The sequence below is a fragment of the Roseiarcus sp. genome (assembly GCF_052145395.1).
Classification (GTDB): domain Bacteria; phylum Pseudomonadota; class Alphaproteobacteria; order Rhizobiales; family Beijerinckiaceae; genus Roseiarcus.
Genome location: NZ_JBKQOT010000413.1, coordinates 1 through 19,076 on the forward strand (window position 1 = coordinate 1; position 19,076 = coordinate 19,076).

Annotated in this window: 18 protein-coding genes and 1 pseudogene; 13 read left to right on the forward strand and 6 right to left on the reverse strand. The window is 67.0% G+C overall.

Annotation, left to right across the window (positions count from 1 at the left end; genetic code table 11):
* Positions 1 to 248, reverse strand: a 248-nt coding sequence (locus ACLP25_RS13880; protein ID WP_442469773.1) for an electron transfer flavoprotein subunit beta/FixA family protein, incomplete at its 3' end; no start/stop codon positions are given.
* Positions 249 to 558: 310 nt separating this feature from the next.
* On the opposite strand from ACLP25_RS13880, the gene ACLP25_RS13885 reads away from it, so the two are divergent.
* From ACLP25_RS13885 to ACLP25_RS13920, 8 genes are all read left to right on the forward strand, one after another.
* Positions 559 to 2,148 carry an ABC transporter substrate-binding protein gene (locus ACLP25_RS13885; RefSeq protein ID WP_442469774.1) on the forward strand — a complete coding sequence of 530 codons (1,590 nt, stop codon included), beginning with the start codon at positions 559 to 561 and terminating at the stop codon, positions 2,146 to 2,148.
* A gap of 82 nt (positions 2,149 to 2,230) precedes the next feature.
* On the forward strand, positions 2,231 to 3,178 hold the full coding sequence (locus ACLP25_RS13890; RefSeq protein WP_442469775.1) for an ABC transporter permease: 948 nt from the start codon (positions 2,231 to 2,233) through the stop codon (positions 3,176 to 3,178).
* 9 nt (positions 3,179 to 3,187) lie between these two features.
* On the forward strand, positions 3,188 to 4,015 hold the full coding sequence (locus ACLP25_RS13895) for an ABC transporter permease (RefSeq protein ID WP_442469776.1): 828 nt from the start codon (positions 3,188 to 3,190) through the stop codon (positions 4,013 to 4,015).
* Positions 4,016 to 4,056: 41 nt separating this feature from the next.
* A complete protein-coding gene (locus ACLP25_RS13900; protein ID WP_442469787.1) occupies positions 4,057 to 5,652 on the forward strand; it encodes an ABC transporter ATP-binding protein in 1,596 nt (531 codons plus the stop codon).
* A 168-nt stretch (positions 5,653 to 5,820) separates the two neighbouring features.
* Positions 5,821 to 8,076 carry a phosphoenolpyruvate--protein phosphotransferase gene (gene ptsP, locus ACLP25_RS13905; protein WP_442469777.1) on the forward strand — a complete coding sequence of 752 codons (2,256 nt, stop codon included), beginning with the start codon at positions 5,821 to 5,823 and terminating at the stop codon, positions 8,074 to 8,076.
* 42 nt (positions 8,077 to 8,118) lie between these two features.
* Positions 8,119 to 9,195 (forward strand): peptide chain release factor 1, encoded by a 1,077-nt coding sequence (prfA, locus tag ACLP25_RS13910; protein ID WP_442469778.1) that lies wholly within the window; start codon positions 8,119 to 8,121, stop codon positions 9,193 to 9,195.
* A 2-nt stretch (positions 9,196 to 9,197) separates the two neighbouring features.
* Positions 9,198 to 9,824: a nicotinate-nucleotide adenylyltransferase gene (locus tag ACLP25_RS13915; protein ID WP_442469788.1), complete on the forward strand. Its 627-nt coding sequence runs from the start codon at positions 9,198 to 9,200 to the stop codon at positions 9,822 to 9,824.
* Between the two features lie 471 nt (positions 9,825 to 10,295).
* Positions 10,296 to 11,093, forward strand: coding sequence for a hypothetical protein (locus ACLP25_RS13920; RefSeq protein WP_442469779.1), 798 nt, complete (start codon positions 10,296 to 10,298; stop codon positions 11,091 to 11,093).
* A 34-nt stretch (positions 11,094 to 11,127) separates the two neighbouring features.
* Here ACLP25_RS13920 and ACLP25_RS13925 read toward each other — a convergent pair whose 3' ends face one another.
* On the reverse strand, positions 11,128 to 12,105 hold the full coding sequence (locus tag ACLP25_RS13925) for an extensin-like domain-containing protein (protein ID WP_442469780.1): 978 nt from the start codon (positions 12,103 to 12,105) through the stop codon (positions 11,128 to 11,130).
* A 301-nt stretch (positions 12,106 to 12,406) separates the two neighbouring features.
* Between ACLP25_RS13925 and ACLP25_RS13930 the strand changes: the two genes are divergently transcribed.
* Both ACLP25_RS13930 and ACLP25_RS13935 read left to right on the forward strand, forming a co-directional pair.
* Positions 12,407 to 13,054, forward strand: a complete 648-nt coding sequence (locus ACLP25_RS13930; protein ID WP_442469781.1) for a DUF1007 family protein — start codon at positions 12,407 to 12,409, stop codon at positions 13,052 to 13,054.
* Positions 13,051 to 14,085, forward strand: a complete 1,035-nt coding sequence (locus ACLP25_RS13935) for a nickel/cobalt transporter (RefSeq protein ID WP_442469782.1) — start codon at positions 13,051 to 13,053, stop codon at positions 14,083 to 14,085. The genes ACLP25_RS13930 and ACLP25_RS13935 overlap by 4 nt, the downstream gene beginning before the upstream one ends.
* A gap of 82 nt (positions 14,086 to 14,167) precedes the next feature.
* Here ACLP25_RS13935 and ACLP25_RS13940 read toward each other — a convergent pair whose 3' ends face one another.
* Positions 14,168 to 14,707: a YbhB/YbcL family Raf kinase inhibitor-like protein gene (locus ACLP25_RS13940; protein WP_442469783.1), complete on the reverse strand. Its 540-nt coding sequence runs from the start codon at positions 14,705 to 14,707 to the stop codon at positions 14,168 to 14,170.
* 110 nt (positions 14,708 to 14,817) lie between these two features.
* Between ACLP25_RS13940 and ACLP25_RS13945 the strand changes: the two genes are divergently transcribed.
* Together ACLP25_RS13945 and dmeF are read left to right on the forward strand one after the other, a co-directional pair.
* Positions 14,818 to 15,096, forward strand: coding sequence for a metal/formaldehyde-sensitive transcriptional repressor (locus ACLP25_RS13945; RefSeq protein ID WP_442469784.1), 279 nt, complete (start codon positions 14,818 to 14,820; stop codon positions 15,094 to 15,096).
* Between the two features lie 10 nt (positions 15,097 to 15,106).
* Positions 15,107 to 16,342, forward strand: coding sequence for a CDF family Co(II)/Ni(II) efflux transporter DmeF (gene dmeF, locus ACLP25_RS13950; RefSeq protein ID WP_442469785.1), 1,236 nt, complete (start codon positions 15,107 to 15,109; stop codon positions 16,340 to 16,342).
* Positions 16,343 to 16,353: 11 nt separating this feature from the next.
* Here the strand turns inward: dmeF and ACLP25_RS13955 are convergent, their stop codons facing one another.
* On the reverse strand, positions 16,354 to 17,046 hold the full coding sequence (locus tag ACLP25_RS13955; protein WP_442469789.1) for a TauD/TfdA family dioxygenase: 693 nt from the start codon (positions 17,044 to 17,046) through the stop codon (positions 16,354 to 16,356).
* Between ACLP25_RS13955 and ACLP25_RS13960 the strand changes: the two are divergent.
* Positions 16,936 to 17,349: pseudogene (locus tag ACLP25_RS13960) on the forward strand (ABC transporter permease subunit); the annotation flags it as partial. The gene ACLP25_RS13955 and the pseudogene ACLP25_RS13960 sit on opposite strands and share 111 nt — an antisense overlap.
* A gap of 10 nt (positions 17,350 to 17,359) precedes the next feature.
* Here ACLP25_RS13960 and ACLP25_RS13965 read toward each other — a convergent pair.
* Positions 17,360 to 17,866, reverse strand: coding sequence for a L,D-transpeptidase (locus ACLP25_RS13965; RefSeq protein ID WP_442469790.1), 507 nt, complete (start codon positions 17,864 to 17,866; stop codon positions 17,360 to 17,362).
* 119 nt (positions 17,867 to 17,985) lie between these two features.
* A partial coding sequence (locus tag ACLP25_RS13970; protein ID WP_442469786.1) for a polyhydroxyalkanoate depolymerase occupies positions 17,986 to 19,076 on the reverse strand: 1,091 nt, incomplete at its 5' end.

A 19,076-nucleotide genomic window follows, 5' to 3' on the forward strand; every position in this document is an offset into this window, starting at 1 on the left:
CCGCGGTCGGCGCCCATGGCGAGGGCGGTGCGGATGGTCTCGCTCGCCTGCGCCGGGCCGATCGACACGATCACGACTTCCGTCGCCTTGCCCGCCTCCTTCTGACGGAGCGCTTCCTCGACCGCGATCTCGTCGAACGGATTCATCGACATCTTGATGTTGGCGAGCTCCACGCCCGACCCGTCCGATTTGATCCGAATCTTGATGTTGTAATCGACAACCCGTTTCACGGGCACGAGGATCTTCATGAGCGGGGCCCATCCCTTAACGCTCGAGCGCGTTGGCTCGGCAATTTGCGGCCGAAAGCCCTAATCTCGGCCGGCCTCCAAGTCAACGCGACGAACCGTCAACGCGACGAACCTCGACCGTTCGGGGAGTCGCCTGAATGAAGGGACGGATTTCGCGGGAGCCGGGCGAAAGCCGAAAGCGCCTTGACCGACGCCGATTGACAGATATCAAAGGCAAACAGAACAATGAGCTCGGAGTGGCGATAAGATCGCCAACGGGTCATGGCCGCCGAAGAGTCCGGGCGCGGCGCCAGTTGTGGGAGAAACGCAAATGAGCGAATTGGACACCTGGTACGCGCGCCTCGCCAAAGGCGCCATTTCGCGGCGTGAGTTCATGGGCCGCGCCGCCGCGCTCGGCGCGTCCAGCGTCGCGATCTCGACGATGCTTGAAAGCTCGGCCCGAGCGGCCGCGGACACCCCCACGAAGGGCGGCGTCCTGCGCCTGGGCCTCGCCGGCGGCAGCACGACCGACAGCGTCGACGTCACGTCCTACAACGACTCGGTGATGATCGACGTCGCCCATGGCCTGTTCAACGGCCTGGTCGAATGGGGCCAGGACGGCAAGCCGCACCCGGAGCTCGCCGAGAGCTTCGAGCCGAGGAACGGCGCCAAGGACTGGGTTTTCAACCTGCGCAAGGGGGTCAAGTTCTCGAACGGCCAGGAGTTCACCGCGGACGACGCGGTCTACTCGCTCAACCTCCACCGCGGCGATACCAAGTCGGGCGGCGCGTCCTCGATGAAGCCCGTGACCGACGTCAAGAAACTGGACAAATACCAGATCCAGATTTCCCTCACGGCGCCCGACGCCGACCTGCCTTACGCCCTGACCGACTATCACATTCTGATGGTTCCCGAGAACTTCAAGGACTGGGCGAAACCCGTCGGGACCGGCGCCTTCACCCTCGAGAAGTTCGATCCGGGCGTCAGGATCGTCCTCAAGAAGCGGCCGGACTATTGGAAGGACGGACGGGGCTGGCTCGACGGCGCCGACGTGACCGTCATCAACGACGGCTCTGCGCGCCTCAACGCCCTGATTTCCGGCCAGGTCGACGCGATCAACCGGGTCGATCACAAGGCGGTCGGGCTGCTCTCCAAGTCGCCCAAGATCGAGGTGGTGCGGGCGCCCGGCGGCTGGCACACGGTTCTTGCGATGGAGATCGACAAGGACCCGTACACCAACCCCGACATCCGCCTCGCGCTGAAATACGCGATCGACCGGGAACAGATCCTGAAAGCGCTGTTCAGCGGCTACGGCACGCTCGGCAACGACCATCCCATCCCGCGCACCGATCCCTATTTCAACAGCGAGCTTCCGCAGCGGCCGCACGATCCGGAAAAGGCCGCGTTCCATTTCAAGAAAGCGGGCGTCTCCGACCCGAAGATCGTCCTGCAGGCTTCCGACGCCGCGTTCAACGGCGCGGTCGACATGGCGACGCTGCTCCAGGCCGACGCGGCCAAGGCCGGCATCAAATTGGAGGTCAAGAAGGAACCGGCGGACGGGTTCTGGGACAACGTCTGGCTCAAGGGGCCGTTCGTCGAAAGCTACTGGGGCGGGCGGGCCGCCGCGACGCAGATGCTCTCGGTCGACTACGCCGCCGGCGCGCCATGGAACGAGACGCACTGGAAAAACGAGAAGTTCGAGAAGCTGCTCGCGGACGCCCGCGGTGAGACGGACGAGGCGAAGCGCAAGACCTACATCTGGGAGATGCAGGCGATGCTCAACGAGGACGGCGGCGCCGTCATCCCCGCCTTCCGTGACTGGCTGGACGCCCACAACAACAAGGTCGGCGGCCATACCCCGCACGGCGGCTTCGACATGGACAATGGCATGATTCTCGATAAGGCTTGGCTGAAGTCGTAACAGCAGACTCCCGACGGGAGTCAACTGCGCCGGGCCTGTGCGCGCCCGGCGCGACTTTGCTGGAGACGGAGGCGGGTCCAGAGTGGGAAGGCTGATCCTTCAGCGGTCGATTCTTGGGGTTCTGACGCTGCTGGCGGCGTCCGCGCTGATCTTCATCGGTACCGAAATTCTGCCGGGCGACCTCGCTTCCGCCATCCTCCAAAACCAGGCGACGCCCGAGACGCTCGCCAAACTGCGCCTCGACCTCGGCCTCGACAAGCCGGCGATCGTCCGCTACTTCGCGTGGTTATTCGGCGCTCTAAGAGGCGACTTCGGCCATTCGCTCGCCAACGGCCGGGACGTTCTCGAGGAAATAACGCCGCGCTTCGCCAATACGATGTTCCTGGCGGCTTACGCGGCGGTCGTCGCCGTGCCGCTCGCGGTGGGCCTCGGGCTCGCCGCCGCGATCCGTCAGGGCGGAGTCTTCGACCGGACTGTCAATGTCCTGACGCTGATGACCATCTCCGTACCGGAGTACTTTCTCGCCTATCTGCTCATCAAATACGTCGCGGTCGATCTCGGCTGGTTCCCGTCCCTGGCGAACGTGTCGTCCGATACGCCATTCTTCGACCGCCTGTACTATGCGTTCCTGCCGATGCTGACGCTCGTGCTCGTCATCGTCGCGCACATGATGCGCATGACGCGCGCTTCCGTGCTCGCCGTGATGGCGAGCCCCTATATCGAGATGGCGATCTTGAAGGGCCTCACCAAGACCCGCATCGTCCTGCGCCACGCGCTGCCCAATGCGCTGGCGCCGATCATCTCGGTGATCGCGCTGAACCTCGCCTATCTCATCGTCGGTGTGGTCGTGGTCGAGACTGTGTTCGTGTATCCGGGACTTGGGCAATTGATGGTCGACGAGGTTTCCAAGCACGATGTCCCGGTGGTCCAGGCGTGCGGCCTCATTTTCGCGGCCACGTTCATCGCCCTCAACATGCTTGCCGACATCCTGTCCATCCTGTCCAATCCGCGACTGCGGCAGCCTCGTTAGGGTCCGCCGATGCGCCTCCTTGGACACAAGCTCAGCATTCCTGCCCAAATCGGATTGGCGATCATCGCTCTCAACCTTGTCATGGCCATCTTTGCGCCTCTGATTGCGCCCTACGACCAGGCCGCCGTGCTTGGCGACGCCTGGGCGGACCCGGATCGGCAGCATTGGCTCGGCCTCGACAATCTCGGCCGCGATTTGCTGAGCCGGCTCATCTATGGCGCGCGGATGTCGATCGGCCTGTCGTTTGTCATCACGGCGCTGTCCTTCTTCATCGGCATTGTCACGGGTTTCGGCGCGGCGGTGGCCGGCGGCTGGGTCGACCAGGCGTTGTCCCGGCTCGTCGACCTCTTGTTGTCGATGCCGACGCTGATCTTCGCCTTTGTCATCCTCTCGGTGCTCGGTTCGGGACTTCCGGTGCTCATTGTCACCATAGCGATTCTCGATTCGACCAAGGTCTTCCGTCTGGCGCGCTCGGTCGCGGTCGGCCTCGTCAGCCTCGAATTCGTCGAGGCCGCGCGGCTTCGCGGAGAGGGCTGGTGGTGGATCATCACGCGCGAGATCTTTCCCAACGCCATACCGCCGCTGATCGCAGAATTCGGCCTGCGCTTCTGTTTCACCTTCCTGTTCATCGCCGCGTTGAGCTTCCTCGGTCTCGGCGTCCAGCCGCCCGACGCCGACTGGGGCAGCATGGTCAAGGACTACCGCGACATGATCAACTTCGGCTATGCCGCCCCGATCTATCCCGCCGCCGCGATCGCGATCCTCACGATCGGCGTCAATTTCGTGGTGGACTGGATGTTGTCGATCCACTCTCGCGGTCAGGGGGAGGGCGCGTGAGCGTTGCGTCCGACAAACCGATCATCCTCGACGTCCGGGCCATGCGGGTCGCGGTCAGGACCGATCATGGCGACGGCCCCGTGCTCGTCGACGACGTCTCGCTTGAGTTGCGGCGCGGCGAGGTGATCGGCCTCATCGGCGAATCCGGGGCCGGAAAATCGACCATCGGCCTCGCCTCGATGGGTTACACCCGGCGCAACTGCTTCATCGTCGGCGGGCACATTTTGTTTTCCGGCGCTGACCTTCGCGCCATGACCGCCGACCAGCGGCGGGCCTTGCGCGGCCTCAAGCTCTCCTACATCGCCCAGAGCGCCGCCGCCTCTTTCAATCCGGCGATGACGCTGATGGACCAGGTCTGCGAAGCGCCGATCCGCCACGGCGTGATGAGACGCGCCGAGGCTGAGGCCGCCGCCGTGCAACTGTTCCGCGAGCTCGACCTGCCGAACCCGGAGACGATCGGCTCGCGTTATCCGCACCAAGTGTCCGGCGGGCAGCTGCAGCGCGTCATGGCCGCCATGGCGATGGTCGGCAGACCGGAAATCATCGTCTTCGACGAGCCGACGACTGCGCTCGACGTGACGACGCAGGTCGAGTGTCTCGCGGCGTTCCGCCGGCTCGTGCGCGAACATGGCGCCGCCGCGCTCTACATCACGCACGATCTCGCGGTGGTCGCTCAAATCGCCGATCGCATCATGGTGCTTCGTCGCGGAAAAATGGTGGAGTTCGGCGACGCCCGGCTCATCCTCCAGGAGCCGCAGCAGGACTATACCCGCCGGCTGGTCAGCGAGAGAATTGCCGGCCACGCCTTCGTCGCCAAGCCTGAAGGGGCGGCGCCGTTGCTCACGGTCGAGCATGTGACGGCCCACTACGCCGGCAAGCCGAAGGTCATCGACGATGTGAGCCTCGAAATCTTCCGCGGGGACACCCTGGCCGTGGTCGGCGAGTCGGGGTCGGGAAAATCGACGTTGGCGCGAGTCGTGACCGGCCTCCTGCCACGCGCCTCCGGCGACGTGCGCTTCGACGGCGTGAGCCTTCCGCCGCGACTCAAAGATCGCCCGCGCGACCAGCTTCGGCGGGTCCAGATGATCTACCAGATGCCGGACGTCGCGCTGAACCCTCAGCAGACCCTGCTCGACGTCATCGGCAGACCGGTTTCCTTTTATTTCAGGCGCTCTCGGGCCGAGGTTCGCGCGCGTGTCCTCGAGCTCCTCAAGCAGATGGACCTTCCCGAACACTTCGTCGACCGCAAGACCTCGGAGCTTTCCGGCGGGCAGAAGCAGCGGGTTTCCATTGCGCGGGCGCTCGCGGCCGAGCCGGATCTCATCATTTGCGACGAGGTCACGTCCGCGCTGGATCAGCTGGTCGGCGAGGAAATCTTGCGCCTTCTCAAACGCCTCCAGGACGAACTCGGGGTCGCCTACATGTTCATTACCCACGACCTCGGGACGGTTAAACGGATCGCCAACAAGGTGGTGGTCATGCTGCGGGGACAGACCGTCGCCAGTGGCGACACGGCCTCGGTATTCGCCCCGCCCTATCATCCTTACACGGAGCTGCTCTTGTCGTCGGTTCCGGAGATGCGGCCCGATTGGCTCGACGGCATCCTGGCTCGCCGGGGCGCCAAAAGGAATATTTAGAAAGGGAAGGGCGTCTTGCCGGGCCTTCAAATCATTTCTATACGGCCCAGACGCCGAGCGACGGACGGGCCTCAGCGCGCGGACCGGCGGACGGCCCGCATTCGGCCTGTTCATTGCATGACGCGTGACGCCGGCGAGCCGTCGGACGAGAGAAGAGGACGTTTTTGAATGCGCGCGCCGGGCGGACCCCGTCTGTTGCTGCGGCGGCTTCGCGAGGTCATGGCGGAGCCCGTCACCGCGCAGGCGCGCCTCGATCGGATCGTCGTACTCATCGCCTCGAACATGGTGGCCGAGGTCTGCTCGCTCTATGTCGTGCGGTCCGACGGCGTCATGGAGCTGTTCGCCACCGAAGGCCTGAACCGGGAGGCCGTCCACCTGACAACGATGGAGCCGGGCGAGGGTCTGGTCGGCCTGATCGCCTCGAGCGCAGAGCCGCTCGCCCTTTCCGACGCGCAGCACCACCCGGCCTTCTCGTACAAGCCTGAGACCGGCGAAGAGATTTATCAATCGTTCCTGGGCGTTCCCGTGCTTCGCGGCGGGGCGACAATCGGCGTCCTGGTCGTTCAGAACCGGGCTCGCCGCACCTATTCGGAAGAGGAAGTCGAGGCGCTCCAGACGACGGCGATGCTTCTCGCCGAAATGATCGCCTCGGGCGAGCTTCAAGCGGTCGCCGCCCCGATCGCCGTCCGCAATCCTATGGCGATGAAGGGGCTCGGCATCGCCGATGGGCTCGGACTCGGCCATGTCGTGATGCATCAGCCGCGGGTGGCGGTGTCGAAGATCGTCGCCGACGACGTCGACTCGGAGCTGCAGCGGCTCGAAACCGCGATCAGCGCCATGCGGGCCTCGGTCGACGACCTGATCGACCGCAACGACGATGGCCAGTCGGGCGAGCACCGCGACGTGCTCGAGGCGTTCCGGATGATTGCGCACGACCGCGGCTGGCTGCGCCGGCTGCGCGAGGCCGTCAGTTCCGGACTGACCGCGGAAGCTGCGGTCGAGCGGGTCCAGAACGACGCCCGCGCCAAGCTTCAACGGCAGACCGATCCTTACCTCCGCGACCGGCTGCACGACCTGACCGACATCGCCAACCGCCTGCTGCATCAGCTTGCCGGGCAGAGCCTGGTGCTGCTGCCGGAAGAGTTGCCGGAGAACGCGATCCTGGTCGCGCGCTCGATGAGCCCGGCCGCGCTGCTCGATTACGACCGGTCGCGTCTGCGCGGCCTGGTGCTCGAGGAGGGAGGCGCGTCGAGCCATGTCGCGATCGTCGCCCGCGCCCTCGCCATTCCGGCCGTCAGCGACGTTCCCAACGTGACCGAGATCGTCGAGCACGGCGACGCGATCATCGTCGACGGCGATTCCGGCGAGGTCTATCTGCGTCCGCCGCCCGATGTCGAGGCGGCCCTCGCCGAGAAGGCGCGGATGCGCGCACGCAAGCAGGCGCAATATCGCGCGCTGCGCGACGTGCCGACGGTCAGCCTCGACGGCGTCAAGGTCGGGCTTCACATGAACGCCGGCCTTCTGGTCGACATGCCGCATCTCTTCGAGACGGGCGCCGAGTCGGTTGGCCTCTTCCGCACCGAGCTGCAGTTCATGCTGGCCACGCGTTTCCCGAGGCCCGGCGTGCAGGAGCAGATCTACCGTTCGATCTTGGAGGCCGCTGGCGACAGGCCGGTGACCTTCCGCACCCTCGATATCGGGGGCGACAAGCTCTTGCCCTACATGAAGGGCCTGGAAGAGGAGAATCCGGCGCTCGGCTGGAGGGCGCTGCGCATCGGCCTTGATCGCCCGGCGCTCCTGCGCATGCAGTTGCGCGCCTTCCTCCGGGCTTCGGCCGGGCGCGATCTCAGGATCATGGTTCCGATGGTGTCGACCGTCGACGAGTTCAGGCGCACGCGCGCGCTGTTCGATCGGGAGATAGCGTGGGGCGCGAGCCACGGCCACGAGCCGCCGCGTTCCGCGAAGCTCGGGGTCATGGTCGAGGTGCCGTCGCTCTTGTGGCAGCTCGACGAGATCGCCGCAGGGGCCGATTTTCTGTCCGTCGGCTCGAACGACCTGATGCAATATCTCTTCGCTGTCGATCGCGACAACCGAAGGGTCGCCAACCGGTACGATCCGCTGAGCGTCGGGTTTCTGCGCGCCCTGCGCTCGGTTGCCGAGGCCGGGGCGAGGACGGGAACGCCGGTCACTCTCTGCGGCGAGATCGGCGGGCGCCCCCTCGAAGCGATGGCGCTGACGGCGATAGGCTATCGCCACCTCTCCATGTCGGCGACCTCGATCGGCCCGGTCAAAGCGATGATTCTGACGCTGAACGTCAAAGAGACGGCGCGCTCGGTCGAGGCGATGCTGGCCGAAGGCCGCGCCGACGTCTCTCTGCGCGAGCCGCTGCGCGAGCTCGCCCAGCGTGTCAACGTGCGCCTGTAGCGCCGCCGCTGAACCACGCTTATCCTCTTCGGTTCCGTAAAAATGGCCGCCAACGACAATTTCGATCTCATCCTGCGCCGCTACCAAGAAATCGGCGCGCGCCTGACCGAAGGAGTCGCGGGCGCCGAATATTCCGCGCTTTCGCGCGAGCTCAGCGACCTCGATCCGGTCGTCGGGGCGATCAAGGCGTTTCGCGACAAGGAGAAGGAGCGGGCGGACCTCGCGACCCTGCTCGCCGATCCGACCCTGGACGCCGAGATGCGCGCCATGGCGACCGACGAACTTTCGGCGGCCGAGTCCGACGCGGAGGAAATGGCCAAGGCCATCCGGATCGCGCTGCTGCCCAAGGACGCCGCGGACGAAGGCGACGCGATCCTCGAAGTGCGCGCGGGCACGGGAGGCGACGAAGCGGCGCTGTTCGCGGGCGACCTCTTCCGCGTGTACGCCAAATACGCCGCGTCGAAGCGCTGGACGGTCGAGGTCCTCTCGATGAGCGAGGGGACGGCCGGAGGCTACAAGGAAATCGTGGCCCAGATTTCTGGACGCGGCGTGTTCGCCCGGCTCAAGTTCGAGAGCGGCGTCCACCGGGTGCAGCGCGTGCCGGCGACAGAAACTCAGGGGCGCATCCACACCTCGGCCGCGACGGTCGCGGTCCTGCCTTTGGCCGAGGAGGCGGATCTCGTGATCAACGAGGCCGACCTCAAGATCGACACCATGCGGTCGAGCGGCGCGGGCGGGCAGCACGTCAACAAGACGGAATCCGCGATCCGCATCACCCATATCCCGACCGGCCTGGTGGTCGCGATGCAGGAGGAGCGCTCGCAGCATCGCAACCGGGCGAAGGCCATGGCGCTCTTGCGCTCCCGCATTCTCGACGCGCGCAACCAGAAGCTCGAGGCCGAGCGGGCCGAGGAGCGCCGCTCGCAGGTCGGCTCAGGCGACCGGTCGCAACGCATCCGCACCTACAATTTCCCGCAGGGGCGGGTGACCGACCACCGTGTCAACCTGACGCTCTATTCGCTCGACCGGATCATGGAGGGCGAGGGGCTCGACGAGATCGTCGACGCCCTGACCGCCGAACGTCAGGCCGAGCTTCTGGCGCAGCAGGGCGCGGCGTGACGCTGATCGCCCGCCTGCCGCCGTTTACGCCCGGCATGCGCATCGGGCTGCTCGGCGGCTCATTCAATCCCCCGCACGAGGGCCATGCGCTGGTGACGCGTCTCGCGCTGACGCGCCTCGGCCTCGATCGGGTGTGGTGGCTGGTCACGCCGGGCAATCCGCTGAAGTCGCAGGCGGAACTGGCGGCGCTCGCCGAGCGCGTTGAGGCCGCCCGACGCCTGTTCGGCGGCCCCCGCGTGAGCATCACCGACATCGAGGCTCAGATCGGCGCCCGCTACACTTACGACACCCTGGCGTGGCTTGCGCGCCGCGCCCCAAGAGTCCGCTTCGTTTGGCTCATGGGCGCCGACAACCTGCGCCAGTTCCACCTGTGGCGGCACTGGCGCGCCATTGCCGACCTGACGCCGATCGCGGTCGTCGACCGGCCGGGCTCGACGCTGAGCGCCATGTCGAGCCGGGCGGCCGTGGCGCTGGGCCCCTGGCGCGTCCCCGAACGCGATGCGCTCCGGCTCGCCGACCTCCCGCCGCCGGCCTTCCTGTTCCTGCACGGGCCGCGATCGGAACTGTCGTCGACCCTGCTCCGCCGCAGCGCCCCGGCCGCTGGCGACGAACCTCCGCCCGATCCGTAACAGCTGCTTCGGAAAAACCGTAATTCGTGCTAGGGTTCGTCAGGTCGGACTCCAGCGGTCTCAAGGCTCAGGCATGCAAAACTGCACGATTACGACGTGTTTTGGTGGCGCCGGCGCTTCTCCTCCCTTGCGCGTCAGCGCGGGGGAGAGGACCACCCGAAGGGGGGGAGGGCGCCCTCGCCGAAGGCCGGACTCGTTGGCGGTTGAATTTTTTTGCCAACCTCCGGCGCAAGCCTTTGGAATCGCTCGATTCACGGTTGAATAAGGGGCTCATTCCGGCGTCCGAACGGGCGCCGAGCGCATGCCGAACGGGCGTCGAACGCCCGCCGAACGGCTGCTGAACCGGCGCTCAAGCCGCCTTCTCTGAGCTCCCTCCGTCGCTCCGGAGATCGCTCGTCAATCGCCGGCAGCCTCGAGCAAGGTCGCTGGCCTAAGCCTCGGTAGGACGCGTCCGTCCCGCGAGGCGCCTTGATGACACCGGTGAGATCCGACCTTCGCCGCTTCGCCGTCCGCGCGGCCGTCGCGGCGGCTTTGGTTCTCGCCGGCGCCGCGCTCGTCGGATGCGAGACGTTTGGCGACACGACCGGCTCGATCCGGCCGGCGGCGACCGCTGCTTCGCCGTCGACGGAGACGGACCTGCGCGCCTATGCCGAGGCCTGCCACGCCCGCTATGACCGCGATCCGGGCGAGAAATCCGCCTCGATCGAATACGCCCAGGCCCTGCGTTCCCTCGCCCGCACCAGCGAGGCGGTCGCGGTGATGCAGGCGGCGGCGGTCAGGGCGCCGAAGGACGAGGAAGTTTTGGGCGAATACGGCAAGGCGCTCGCCGACGCCGGCGAGCTCGCCCAGGCGAAGGACGTGCTCACCCGCGCCGACACGCCGGACAATCCGAAATGGGACGTCCTCTCGGCGCAGGGCGCGGTCGCCGACCGGATGGGCGACCACGAGGCCGCAATGCAATTCTATCGGGACGCCCTGAAGATCGCCCCCGACGAACCCGGCGTGCTGACCAACATGGGCCTCTCGCTGGCGCTGGCGAAGCGATTGCCCGAGGCGGAGCGCGCGTTGAGGCGAGCCGCCTTGAGCCCCAAGGCCGGCGCGACGACGCGCGGCGACCTCGCGCTCGTGCTGGCGCTCGAAGGCAAGTACGCCGAGGCGGAAAAAATCGGCGAGACCGATCTTTCCCCCGAAGCGGCGCGGGCCAATGTCGAGGCGGTGAAACGGATTGTCGCGCGCGGGGGCGTTCCGCGCGAACTCCCGAGTGGGTAAACAATTGCGCCGCATGGCGCCTCCACCGCCCTCCTCACTCGTCGTGATCGGCGATGGACGATGTCGGGCTTGGATCGACGCTGTAGCCGGCGCCGGCGGGCAGAACCGGAGGGGCGGGATCGGTCTCGCCGACCGCGGGCGGCAGCGCGGCGTCGGGCCCGGCGCCCGGTCCGTCGAGCGGCGCGGGCGGGAGCGGGGCCGGGACCAGCGCTACGGCGCGCGAATCTCCCGCATGGGCCGGGTCTCCCGCATGGGCGATGTCGAGCGGCTCGTCGATCTCAGGCGCGGGCGGCAGGCCGTCCGGGGCGGCCGGCGGCGGCAAAAGGTTCGGCTCGGGCGTCGGCTTGCAGATATGGCGCGGGCCGGTGTTGGTCGCGCCGTGGTTGGCAAGGTCGAGATGGATGTGGTTGTAGTGGAACAAGTCCGCGCCGGGCCCGAGCACCGTGGTGAAATACTGGCAGGCGCCGGCGTGGGCCTCATGAAGAAAAGCCGCCTCCTGCGTGCCGGAACTCTTCCAGTCGCGCACGTATTGCAGCGTGCGCCCGTCGGCGAGGGTGAAGCCTGCCACGTCGACCGCGTTGCCGAAGGCGTGCTCGGAGAGGCGCGCCCCAGGCTCGTTGTCGATCGGACGGCACGAATAGGCGCCGAACACGTTGACGGTCGCAACCTTCCGGCCGAAGCGCGCCTGAGCGTCCGGCTGCACGATGTCGTTGAGCCACGCCTCGAGCGCCGGGATCATCGGGCAGTCGATGGTCAGCACCTTATCGACGCCGACCTTGCCGTCGTCGAGAGCGGAGACTTTCAGCGGCCGCGTCATGCCGCAGACGCCCGGTCCGTCGATTTCGTGCGACGGGACGATAAATTCCGAGAGCTTGACCAGATTGCGGGCGAAGCAGGCGTTCTCCGCCTGAGTCCGCCATACCGGCCGCTCCGGACGGCCGAAAAAGCCGCAACCCGACACGGTCAGGGCGGCCAGAGACGCGACAACCAAAGGCCGAACGCAACGCGCCATGCTCGCAGCTTGAAGCGATTGTTTTAACAATCGCTGAAGGATAGCGGCCGGCGCCTCGTCCCTCGATGGGTCAGCATGACGACGCCGGCCTCGACGAACGCCTTGAAAGCCAGACGCCTATGGCGTCGTGCTGCACAGCGTGAGGCGGTCCGATCCGGATTCCGGATCGGCGCTGTCCGGGCCCGCGCGTCCAAGCGTCGCATCCGGCCGCGCCCGCCGCCATCGGGTCGCCGCACTTTGCCCGCAAGAGGCGCCCGCGGTAGGTTCGATCGGGCTGCGGAGCAAAGATTCGTTGGTTGGTTTGCGGAAATCGGGAGGGACGGCCGCGTTCGGACTGGCGCTCGCGCTCGCCGCCGCCGCGCCGGCGGCCGCCCATCCCCACGTCTGGGTGACGGTGCAGAGCCAGCTCACATTCACGCATGACGGGAAGATCGCCGCGGTGACGCACGACTGGGTGTTCGACGAGATGTACTCGTCGTTCGCGACGCAGGGCCTCGCCAAACCGGGAGAACTGGTCAAGCGCGAGCAGTTTGCTCCGCTCGCCAAGGAGAACGCCGGCGGTCTCGCCGACGTCGGCTATTTCACCACGCTGAAGAACGGCGGCAAGACGGTCGATTTCGGCTCGGTCACCGACTACTGGATGGAGGAGCGGCCCGACCACCTCGTCCAGTTTCACGTCGTTGTTCCGCTCAAGGAACCGATCCTGGCCTCCAAGTATGTGACCATGCGCGTCGCCGATCCAGAATATTTCATCGACTTCGAATTCGACGACAAGACGCCGATCGCCCTCGTTTCGCCGCCCCTTGGTTGCTCGGCCTCGGTCGCCAGACCCAAGCCGCTCGAGACGGGCGACAAGGCGAAGCTCTCGGAATCCTTCTTCACCAACCTCTCGCCGGGAACCAATTTCGGGTTCAAGATGGCGAGCACTGCGATCATCGCCTGCCCATGACGAAGGCCGCTCGAACGACCGTCTGGGCCCTGGCGGCCTGGCTCCTGCAAGGCGCCGCCGCGATGGCGCAATTCGCCCATCGTCCGTTCGCGGTCGGCGGCGGCGAAGGCGGCGGCGGCGCCGAGGGCGGCGTCACGGGCTTTCTGATGGCCGAGCAGTCGCGCCTGACGCATCTGATGGCTGAGCAGGTTCACGCCCTGCACGGCGACCCGTCTGCGCTCTGGGGGCTCGCAGCGTTCGGGCTCGGCTACGGCGTGTTCCACGCCGCCGGGCCGGGACACGGCAAGGCGCTGATCGCCTCCTACATGATGGCCAACGAGGGCTCGCTCAGGCGCGGGATCGTCATGGCGATGCTCGCCGCCCTTTTGCAGGGGGCCGTCGCCGTCGTCCTCGTCGGGGTCGCGGCGCTGATCGTCAACGCGACGTCCTCGCAGATGAACGCGGCCGCCGACTGGCTGGACATCGCAAGCTGTGCAGGCGTCGCCGCCATCGGCCTGTGGCTTTCCTGGCGCAAGGGGCGCGCGCTTCTCGCCGCTCTCCGCCTGCGCTTCGAGCAGCGCGAGGCCGTCGCCGCGACGCCGGCCTTCGCCGGGGTGGCCTGGAGAGCGCCGCCGCGCACGCTTTCGGCGGCGGCCTACCGCGCGGCCGAACCGGGCGCCGCGGGGGATCTCTGTTGTGCGCCCGACGCCGCGACGATTGCGGGTCCGCTCTCCTGGCGCGACGCGGCGGGAACGGTGATCGCCGCCGGATCGCGGCCCTGCTCGGGGGCGATTCTCGTGCTTGTCTTCGCGCTCGCGCAGGGGGTTTTCCCGGCCGGGATCGCGGCGACCTTCGCCATGGCCCTTGGCGTGGCGGTCACGACCGGCGCGCTCGCCGCGATGGCGGTGTACGCCAAAGCGGTCGCGATGCGCTTCGCTTCGGGCGAGGATACGCGGACGGCGCTCGTCGCCCGGGCGTTCGAATTCGCCGCATCGCTCGCGGTGCTCGCCTTCGGCCTCGTGCTGCTGCTCGGCGCGCGCGGCGGGACATAGCGTCTTCTTCTGCCGGCAAGCCGCGAAAATCTTCGACCGTTCGCGAAGCCCCTCAGCTCCCCGCTTTCGCTGGGCGCGGGGCTCAGCGGGCGAAAAGTCCGATGAGTGTCGCCTTGGCGAGCGCGTGGGCGCGCGCGGCGGCGTCGAAATCGGCGGTCGAGGCGGTCGCCGCGAGGCCGAGCCGGCCGATGTCGAGCGCATACACGGTGATCACGTAATGGTGCGGCCGGCCCTTGGGCGGGCAAGGTCCGCCATAGCCGACCGGACCGAAGTCGTTGCGCCCCTGAACCGCGCCCCGGGGCAGGCCCCCGCCGCTGCCCGCGCCCTTTTTGAGGCCGGTCGAATCGGCCGGCACGTTGTACACCCACCAGTGCCAGAAGCCGCCGGCCGCCGGGGCGTCCGGGTCGATCATGCTGACGGCGAAGCTCTTCGTCCCCTGGGGCGCGTCGGACCAGACGAGCTTCGGCGAGACGTTGCGCCCGGGACAGTCGGCGCCGTCGAACGCCTGCTCCTCGGCCATGCGGCCGCCCCGCTCGAAGTCGGGGCTCGTCAGCGTCAAGGCGACCGCCGGAGCGGCGCCCAAGAGCGGGGCCAGGGCGAAAACGAACGCAAAGGCGCGCATGGGCTGAAATCCATAAGGCTTTCACTTCCTCCGGCGCATCATCGTTCCCGAGCGGCGGCGGCGCAAGCGCAGTTGGCGACATAGGGTAGAGGGGTATGCTACAAAAAAACATGACCCACACGGTCCGCAACAAGCAGAAGCTGCTCGGGCGCGTGCGCCGCATCCGAGGCCAGATCGAGGCGGTCGAGCGAGCGCTCGACGAGGAGGCCGGCTGCGAAAAGGTGATGCACCTGATCGCCGCCGTCCGCGGCGCGACCGCCGGCCTCATGGCCGAAGTCGTCGAGGACCACGTGCGCGCGCATCTCGTCGACGAGGAGCGCTACCCCGGCGCCCTGAACCTCGACGCGGCCGACCAACTCCTCGACGTCGTGCGGACGTATCTCAAGTGAGGCTTGCCTGATGAGCGACGCCGAAAGCGCAGCCTTCGAGGCCTTTCACAGCCATGTGTTCCTCGGCGAGGGGCACGAGGCAAGCGAGCGCAGGACCTGGGTGGTGATCGCGCTCTGCGCGGCGATGATGGCGATCGAGATCGTCGGCGGGTGGCTCGTCGGTTCGATCGCGCTGATCGCCGACGGGCTGCACATGAGCACCCATGCCGGTGCGCTCTTGCTCGCCGCGCTGGCCTACAGCTTCGCCCGGCGCTACGCGCATGATCCGCGCTTCGCCTTCGGCGCAGGGAAATTCGGCGATCTCGCCGGCTTTGCCAGCGCCATCATTCTGGCGATGATCGCGCTCCTCATCGGCTGGGAGGCGGTCGGGCGCCTGTTCGCCCCTGTGCCGATCCGGTTCGCCGAGGCGATCCCGATCGCGGCGCTGGGCCTCGCCGTCAACCTCGCGAGCGCCTGGCTGCTGAGCGGCGGTCATCATGACGGCCATTCCCATGGACACGGCGACGCCGCGCATACGCACGACGCGTCGAAGCGGATCGACGCCCCCGCAGGCCCTGTCACGCTCGAGGTGTGCGAGGATGGCGTCCCTCCGCGCTTCCGTCTGGGCCGCGCGGCGGGCCCGGCGCTGTCGGCCGCAGCCGTCTCCATCGAGACCGTCCGCCCGAACGGGGCGCGGCAAGAGTTCGCCTTCGTCGATCGCGGCGGCCTTCTTGAGTCGCTCGACGAAATCCCCGAGCCGCACGAATTTCTGGCCAACGTGACCGTCGACGGGCGCACGTTTTCGGTCGCCTTCGAAGAGCACGAGCATGCTCACGGCGCCGCCACGCAGGACAACAACATGCGCGCGGCGATCGTCCATGTCCTCGCCGACGCCACGGTGTCAGTCGCGGTCATCGGCGGCCTGATCCTCGCGTGGCTGTTCGGCTGGCCCTGGATCGACCCCCTCGTCGGGATTCTCGGCGCGCTCGTCATCGCGAGCTGGTCGGCGGCGCTGATCCGCGATACGGCTGGTGTCCTCCTCGACATGATCCCCGACCCCCATATGGCCGACCGCGTGCGCAAGGCGATCGAGGCGGACGGCGACCGCGTCGCCGACCTGCATCTCTGGCGTCTCGGTCCGGGCCACCTTGGCGTGATCGTCTCCGTGGTCACGCCGTCGGCGCGCGGCGAGGCCGACTACCGCGCCCGTCTCGCGCGCTTTTCCGCGCTGTCGCATGTGACGATCGAGGTCCGGCGGGCGGCTTGAGGTCGCAAGGCTCAGTGCGGCCGGTCGCCGAGTATCGCGGCGCGGGCCATCGTGCGGCTGTGCGGGAGATAGTCCAGCGTCGCGTAGTGCGTGCTCAGGCGATTGTCCCAGAAGGCGACGTCGCCGAGCTTCCAGCGCCAGCGGACCGTGAACTCGGGCTTGGAAATGTGAGCGAACAGGAAGCCGAGCAGCACGTCGCTCTCCTTTTGCGTCAATCCTATGATGCGCGAGGTGAAGCCCTCGTTGACGAACAGGCCCCGGCGACCGTCATCGAGAGTTCGGACGACGGGGTGGACGACGGGCGGATTCGCCGCGACCGCGCGCTCCCAGGCTTCACGCCGATCTCCGACGCCCCACAGGTGACGCCTGAAGCCGTGCTGGAAATCGTGTTCGGCCGTCAGCCCATCGACCAGGCGTCGGATCGGCTCTGACAAGGCATTATAGGCGGCGACTGTCGAGGACCAGAGCGTGTCGCCCCCGTTCGGCGGCAAAAGCTTCGGCGTCAGCGCCGCGCCGAAGGGCGGGGTTTCGATGAAGGTGACGTCGGTGTGCCAGTTGTCGTTGTCGGTCAGCGAATCCGCGCGATCATCTGAGTGGGCGTCGGCGAGGCCTCGAAGATCGCGCTCTTGACGATGGCGATGTTCGCACCGATCGCGATCGCTGCTCAGGCGGGGGTGCGCTCCGTCTCGTTTGAGCGCGTTAATGCTGCGCTCTCGCTCGGAGCGAATCGCCTCCAGCTTCTGCGCGATGTCGTGCTTCAATCGGCCCTGCCGGAAATCCCGACCGGGATGCGGATCGCGTTCGGCGTCGGATGGAGCACGCTGGTCGCGGCCGAACTCATCGCCGCCACGCGCGGCATCGGCCACTTCGTCATGTCGGCCTCGCAGTTCCTCGCCACCGACTTCGTGTTCGTCGGCATCGGGGTCATCGCGGTCTGCGCGTTCGCCTTTTCATTCGCCATGCGGCTCCTCGAGCGCTGGCTCGCGCCGTGGAAGGGACAGAGCTAAGGGCGCCCTTTCACGGCTTCATCACCACCGGGGCGCCCACGGAGACGCGGTCGTAAAGGTCGATGACGTCCTCGTTCAGCATCCGGATGCAGCCGCAGGAAGCCGCCGTGCCGATCGAGGCGCGCATCGCGCGGGTCGTGCCGTGGATCGCGATCTCGGCGCGATCGAGTGTAATCGCCCGCGCCCCCATCGGGTTGCTCGGCGCGCCGCCCGGGATGACGTCGGGCAGGCCGGGATGGTCGTGCTTGACCGAATCGGGCGGCGACCAGGCCGGCTCGACATACTTGCCGGCGATGCGGGCTGTCCCCCTCCATTCCATGCCGCGCTTTGCAACAGCGACCGGATAGGCGATCGCGGTTCCTCGGTCGAGGACAAGGTAGAGCTTCCGCGCGGACTGGCTGATGATGATCGACCCGGGCTGAAAGTCGGCGGAGAGCGTCGTCAGACGCCCAGCCGACGCCGCTTCCGGCGCAAGGGCGAGAAGGGCGCTGATCCCTACGCCGAGAAATCCTGCGATTCCCACCCTGTTCTCCGTTTCGCCCGGCGGAGAATACCACCGAGGCGAACGGAGACGCGATCACGTTTCGATCGCGGTAAACAGAACCGGCCCGCGAACGAAGGCTCGAGCGCGAGCCGCTACGCGGGGACCAGAACCGGCTTGGGCGCGCTGGCCCCCTTAACGCCAACGGGCTTGCCGGTCTTGCTCTTGGCATAGTTGACTTTGGCGGGGAGATGCTTGGCCGGCCTTCCGTCGATCATCGCCCAGAATTCGCGCAACCGCGGAGCGATCTCCTTGCGGAAGCGGGAGCCGTTGAAGATGCCGTAATGCCCGACATCCAATTGCAGATAATGGACCTTCATCCAATCCGGGATGTTCACGCACAAGTCCTGAGCCGCCTGAGTCTGGCCGATCCCGGCAATGTCGTCCTTCTCGCCCTCGACGGTCATCAGGCCGCAGCGGCGGATCGCCGAGCAGTCCACCAGCTGGCCGCGGTGTGTCAACTCGCCTTTAGGCAACAAATGTTGGACGAACACTTTTTCGATCGTCTGCATGTAAAAAGCGGCGTCCATGTCCATCACCGCCAGATACTCGTCGTAGAAGTCGCGGTGTTTTTCCGCTGAGTCTCCGTCGTTCTCGACCAGGTGGTTGAACATCTCCAGATGCGCGTTGACGTGGCGGTCGAGATTCATCGCCATGAATCCGGAAAGCTGCAGGAAACCCGGATAGACTTGGCGGCCGAAACCCGGATAGGGGAACGGCACCGGATGCAGGACATTGCGGCGGAACCATTCGACGCCGCGCTTCTCGGCAAGCTTGTTGACCTCGGTCGGGCTGCGGCGGGTGTCGATCGGGCCGCCCATGAACGTCATGCTGGCGGGGATGTTTGGTTCGTCGTTCGCCTCCATGATCGCGACCGCGGCGAGCAGCGGCACGGACGGCTGACAGACGCCGAGGGTATGGACGCCCGGCCCGAGGTGATGGAGGATCTCGCGGATATAATCGACGTAATCGTCGAGCTCGAACTTGCCGAGCGCGAGCGGAACCAGGCGCGCGTCCGTCCAGTCGGTGATGTAGATGTCACAGTGGGGCAGGAACTCCTCGACCGTTCCGCGCAACAGCGTCGCGTAATGGCCGGACATCGGCGCGACGATCAGCAGCTTCGGCTGGTCTTCGGCGTGGGGAAAGTCCGGACGGACGAAATGCAGCAGGTTGCAGAACGGCCGGC

What these genes read in the sequence shown, in the direction of transcription:
- ACLP25_RS13920 (WP_442469779.1), top strand. Translation starts at nt 10,296, where the DNA reads ATGACACCGGTGAGATCCGACCTTCGCCGCTTCGCCGTCCGCGCGGCC.
- ACLP25_RS13940 (WP_442469783.1), bottom strand. Translation starts at nt 14,707, where the DNA reads ATGCGCGCCTTTGCGTTCGTTTTCGCCCTGGCCCCGCTCTTGGGCGCC.
- ptsP (WP_442469777.1), top strand. Translation starts at nt 5,821, where the DNA reads ATGCGCGCGCCGGGCGGACCCCGTCTGTTGCTGCGGCGGCTTCGCGAG.
- prfA (WP_442469778.1), top strand. Translation starts at nt 8,119, where the DNA reads ATGGCCGCCAACGACAATTTCGATCTCATCCTGCGCCGCTACCAAGAA.
- ACLP25_RS13895 (WP_442469776.1), top strand. Translation starts at nt 3,188, where the DNA reads ATGCGCCTCCTTGGACACAAGCTCAGCATTCCTGCCCAAATCGGATTG.
- ACLP25_RS13885 (WP_442469774.1), top strand. Translation starts at nt 559, where the DNA reads ATGAGCGAATTGGACACCTGGTACGCGCGCCTCGCCAAAGGCGCCATT.
- dmeF (WP_442469785.1), top strand. Translation starts at nt 15,107, where the DNA reads ATGAGCGACGCCGAAAGCGCAGCCTTCGAGGCCTTTCACAGCCATGTG.
- ACLP25_RS13935 (WP_442469782.1), top strand. Translation starts at nt 13,051, where the DNA reads ATGACGAAGGCCGCTCGAACGACCGTCTGGGCCCTGGCGGCCTGGCTC.
- ACLP25_RS13900 (WP_442469787.1), top strand. Translation starts at nt 4,057, where the DNA reads ATGCGGGTCGCGGTCAGGACCGATCATGGCGACGGCCCCGTGCTCGTC.
- ACLP25_RS13925 (WP_442469780.1), bottom strand. Translation starts at nt 12,105, where the DNA reads ATGGCGCGTTGCGTTCGGCCTTTGGTTGTCGCGTCTCTGGCCGCCCTG.
- ACLP25_RS13945 (WP_442469784.1), top strand. Translation starts at nt 14,818, where the DNA reads ATGACCCACACGGTCCGCAACAAGCAGAAGCTGCTCGGGCGCGTGCGC.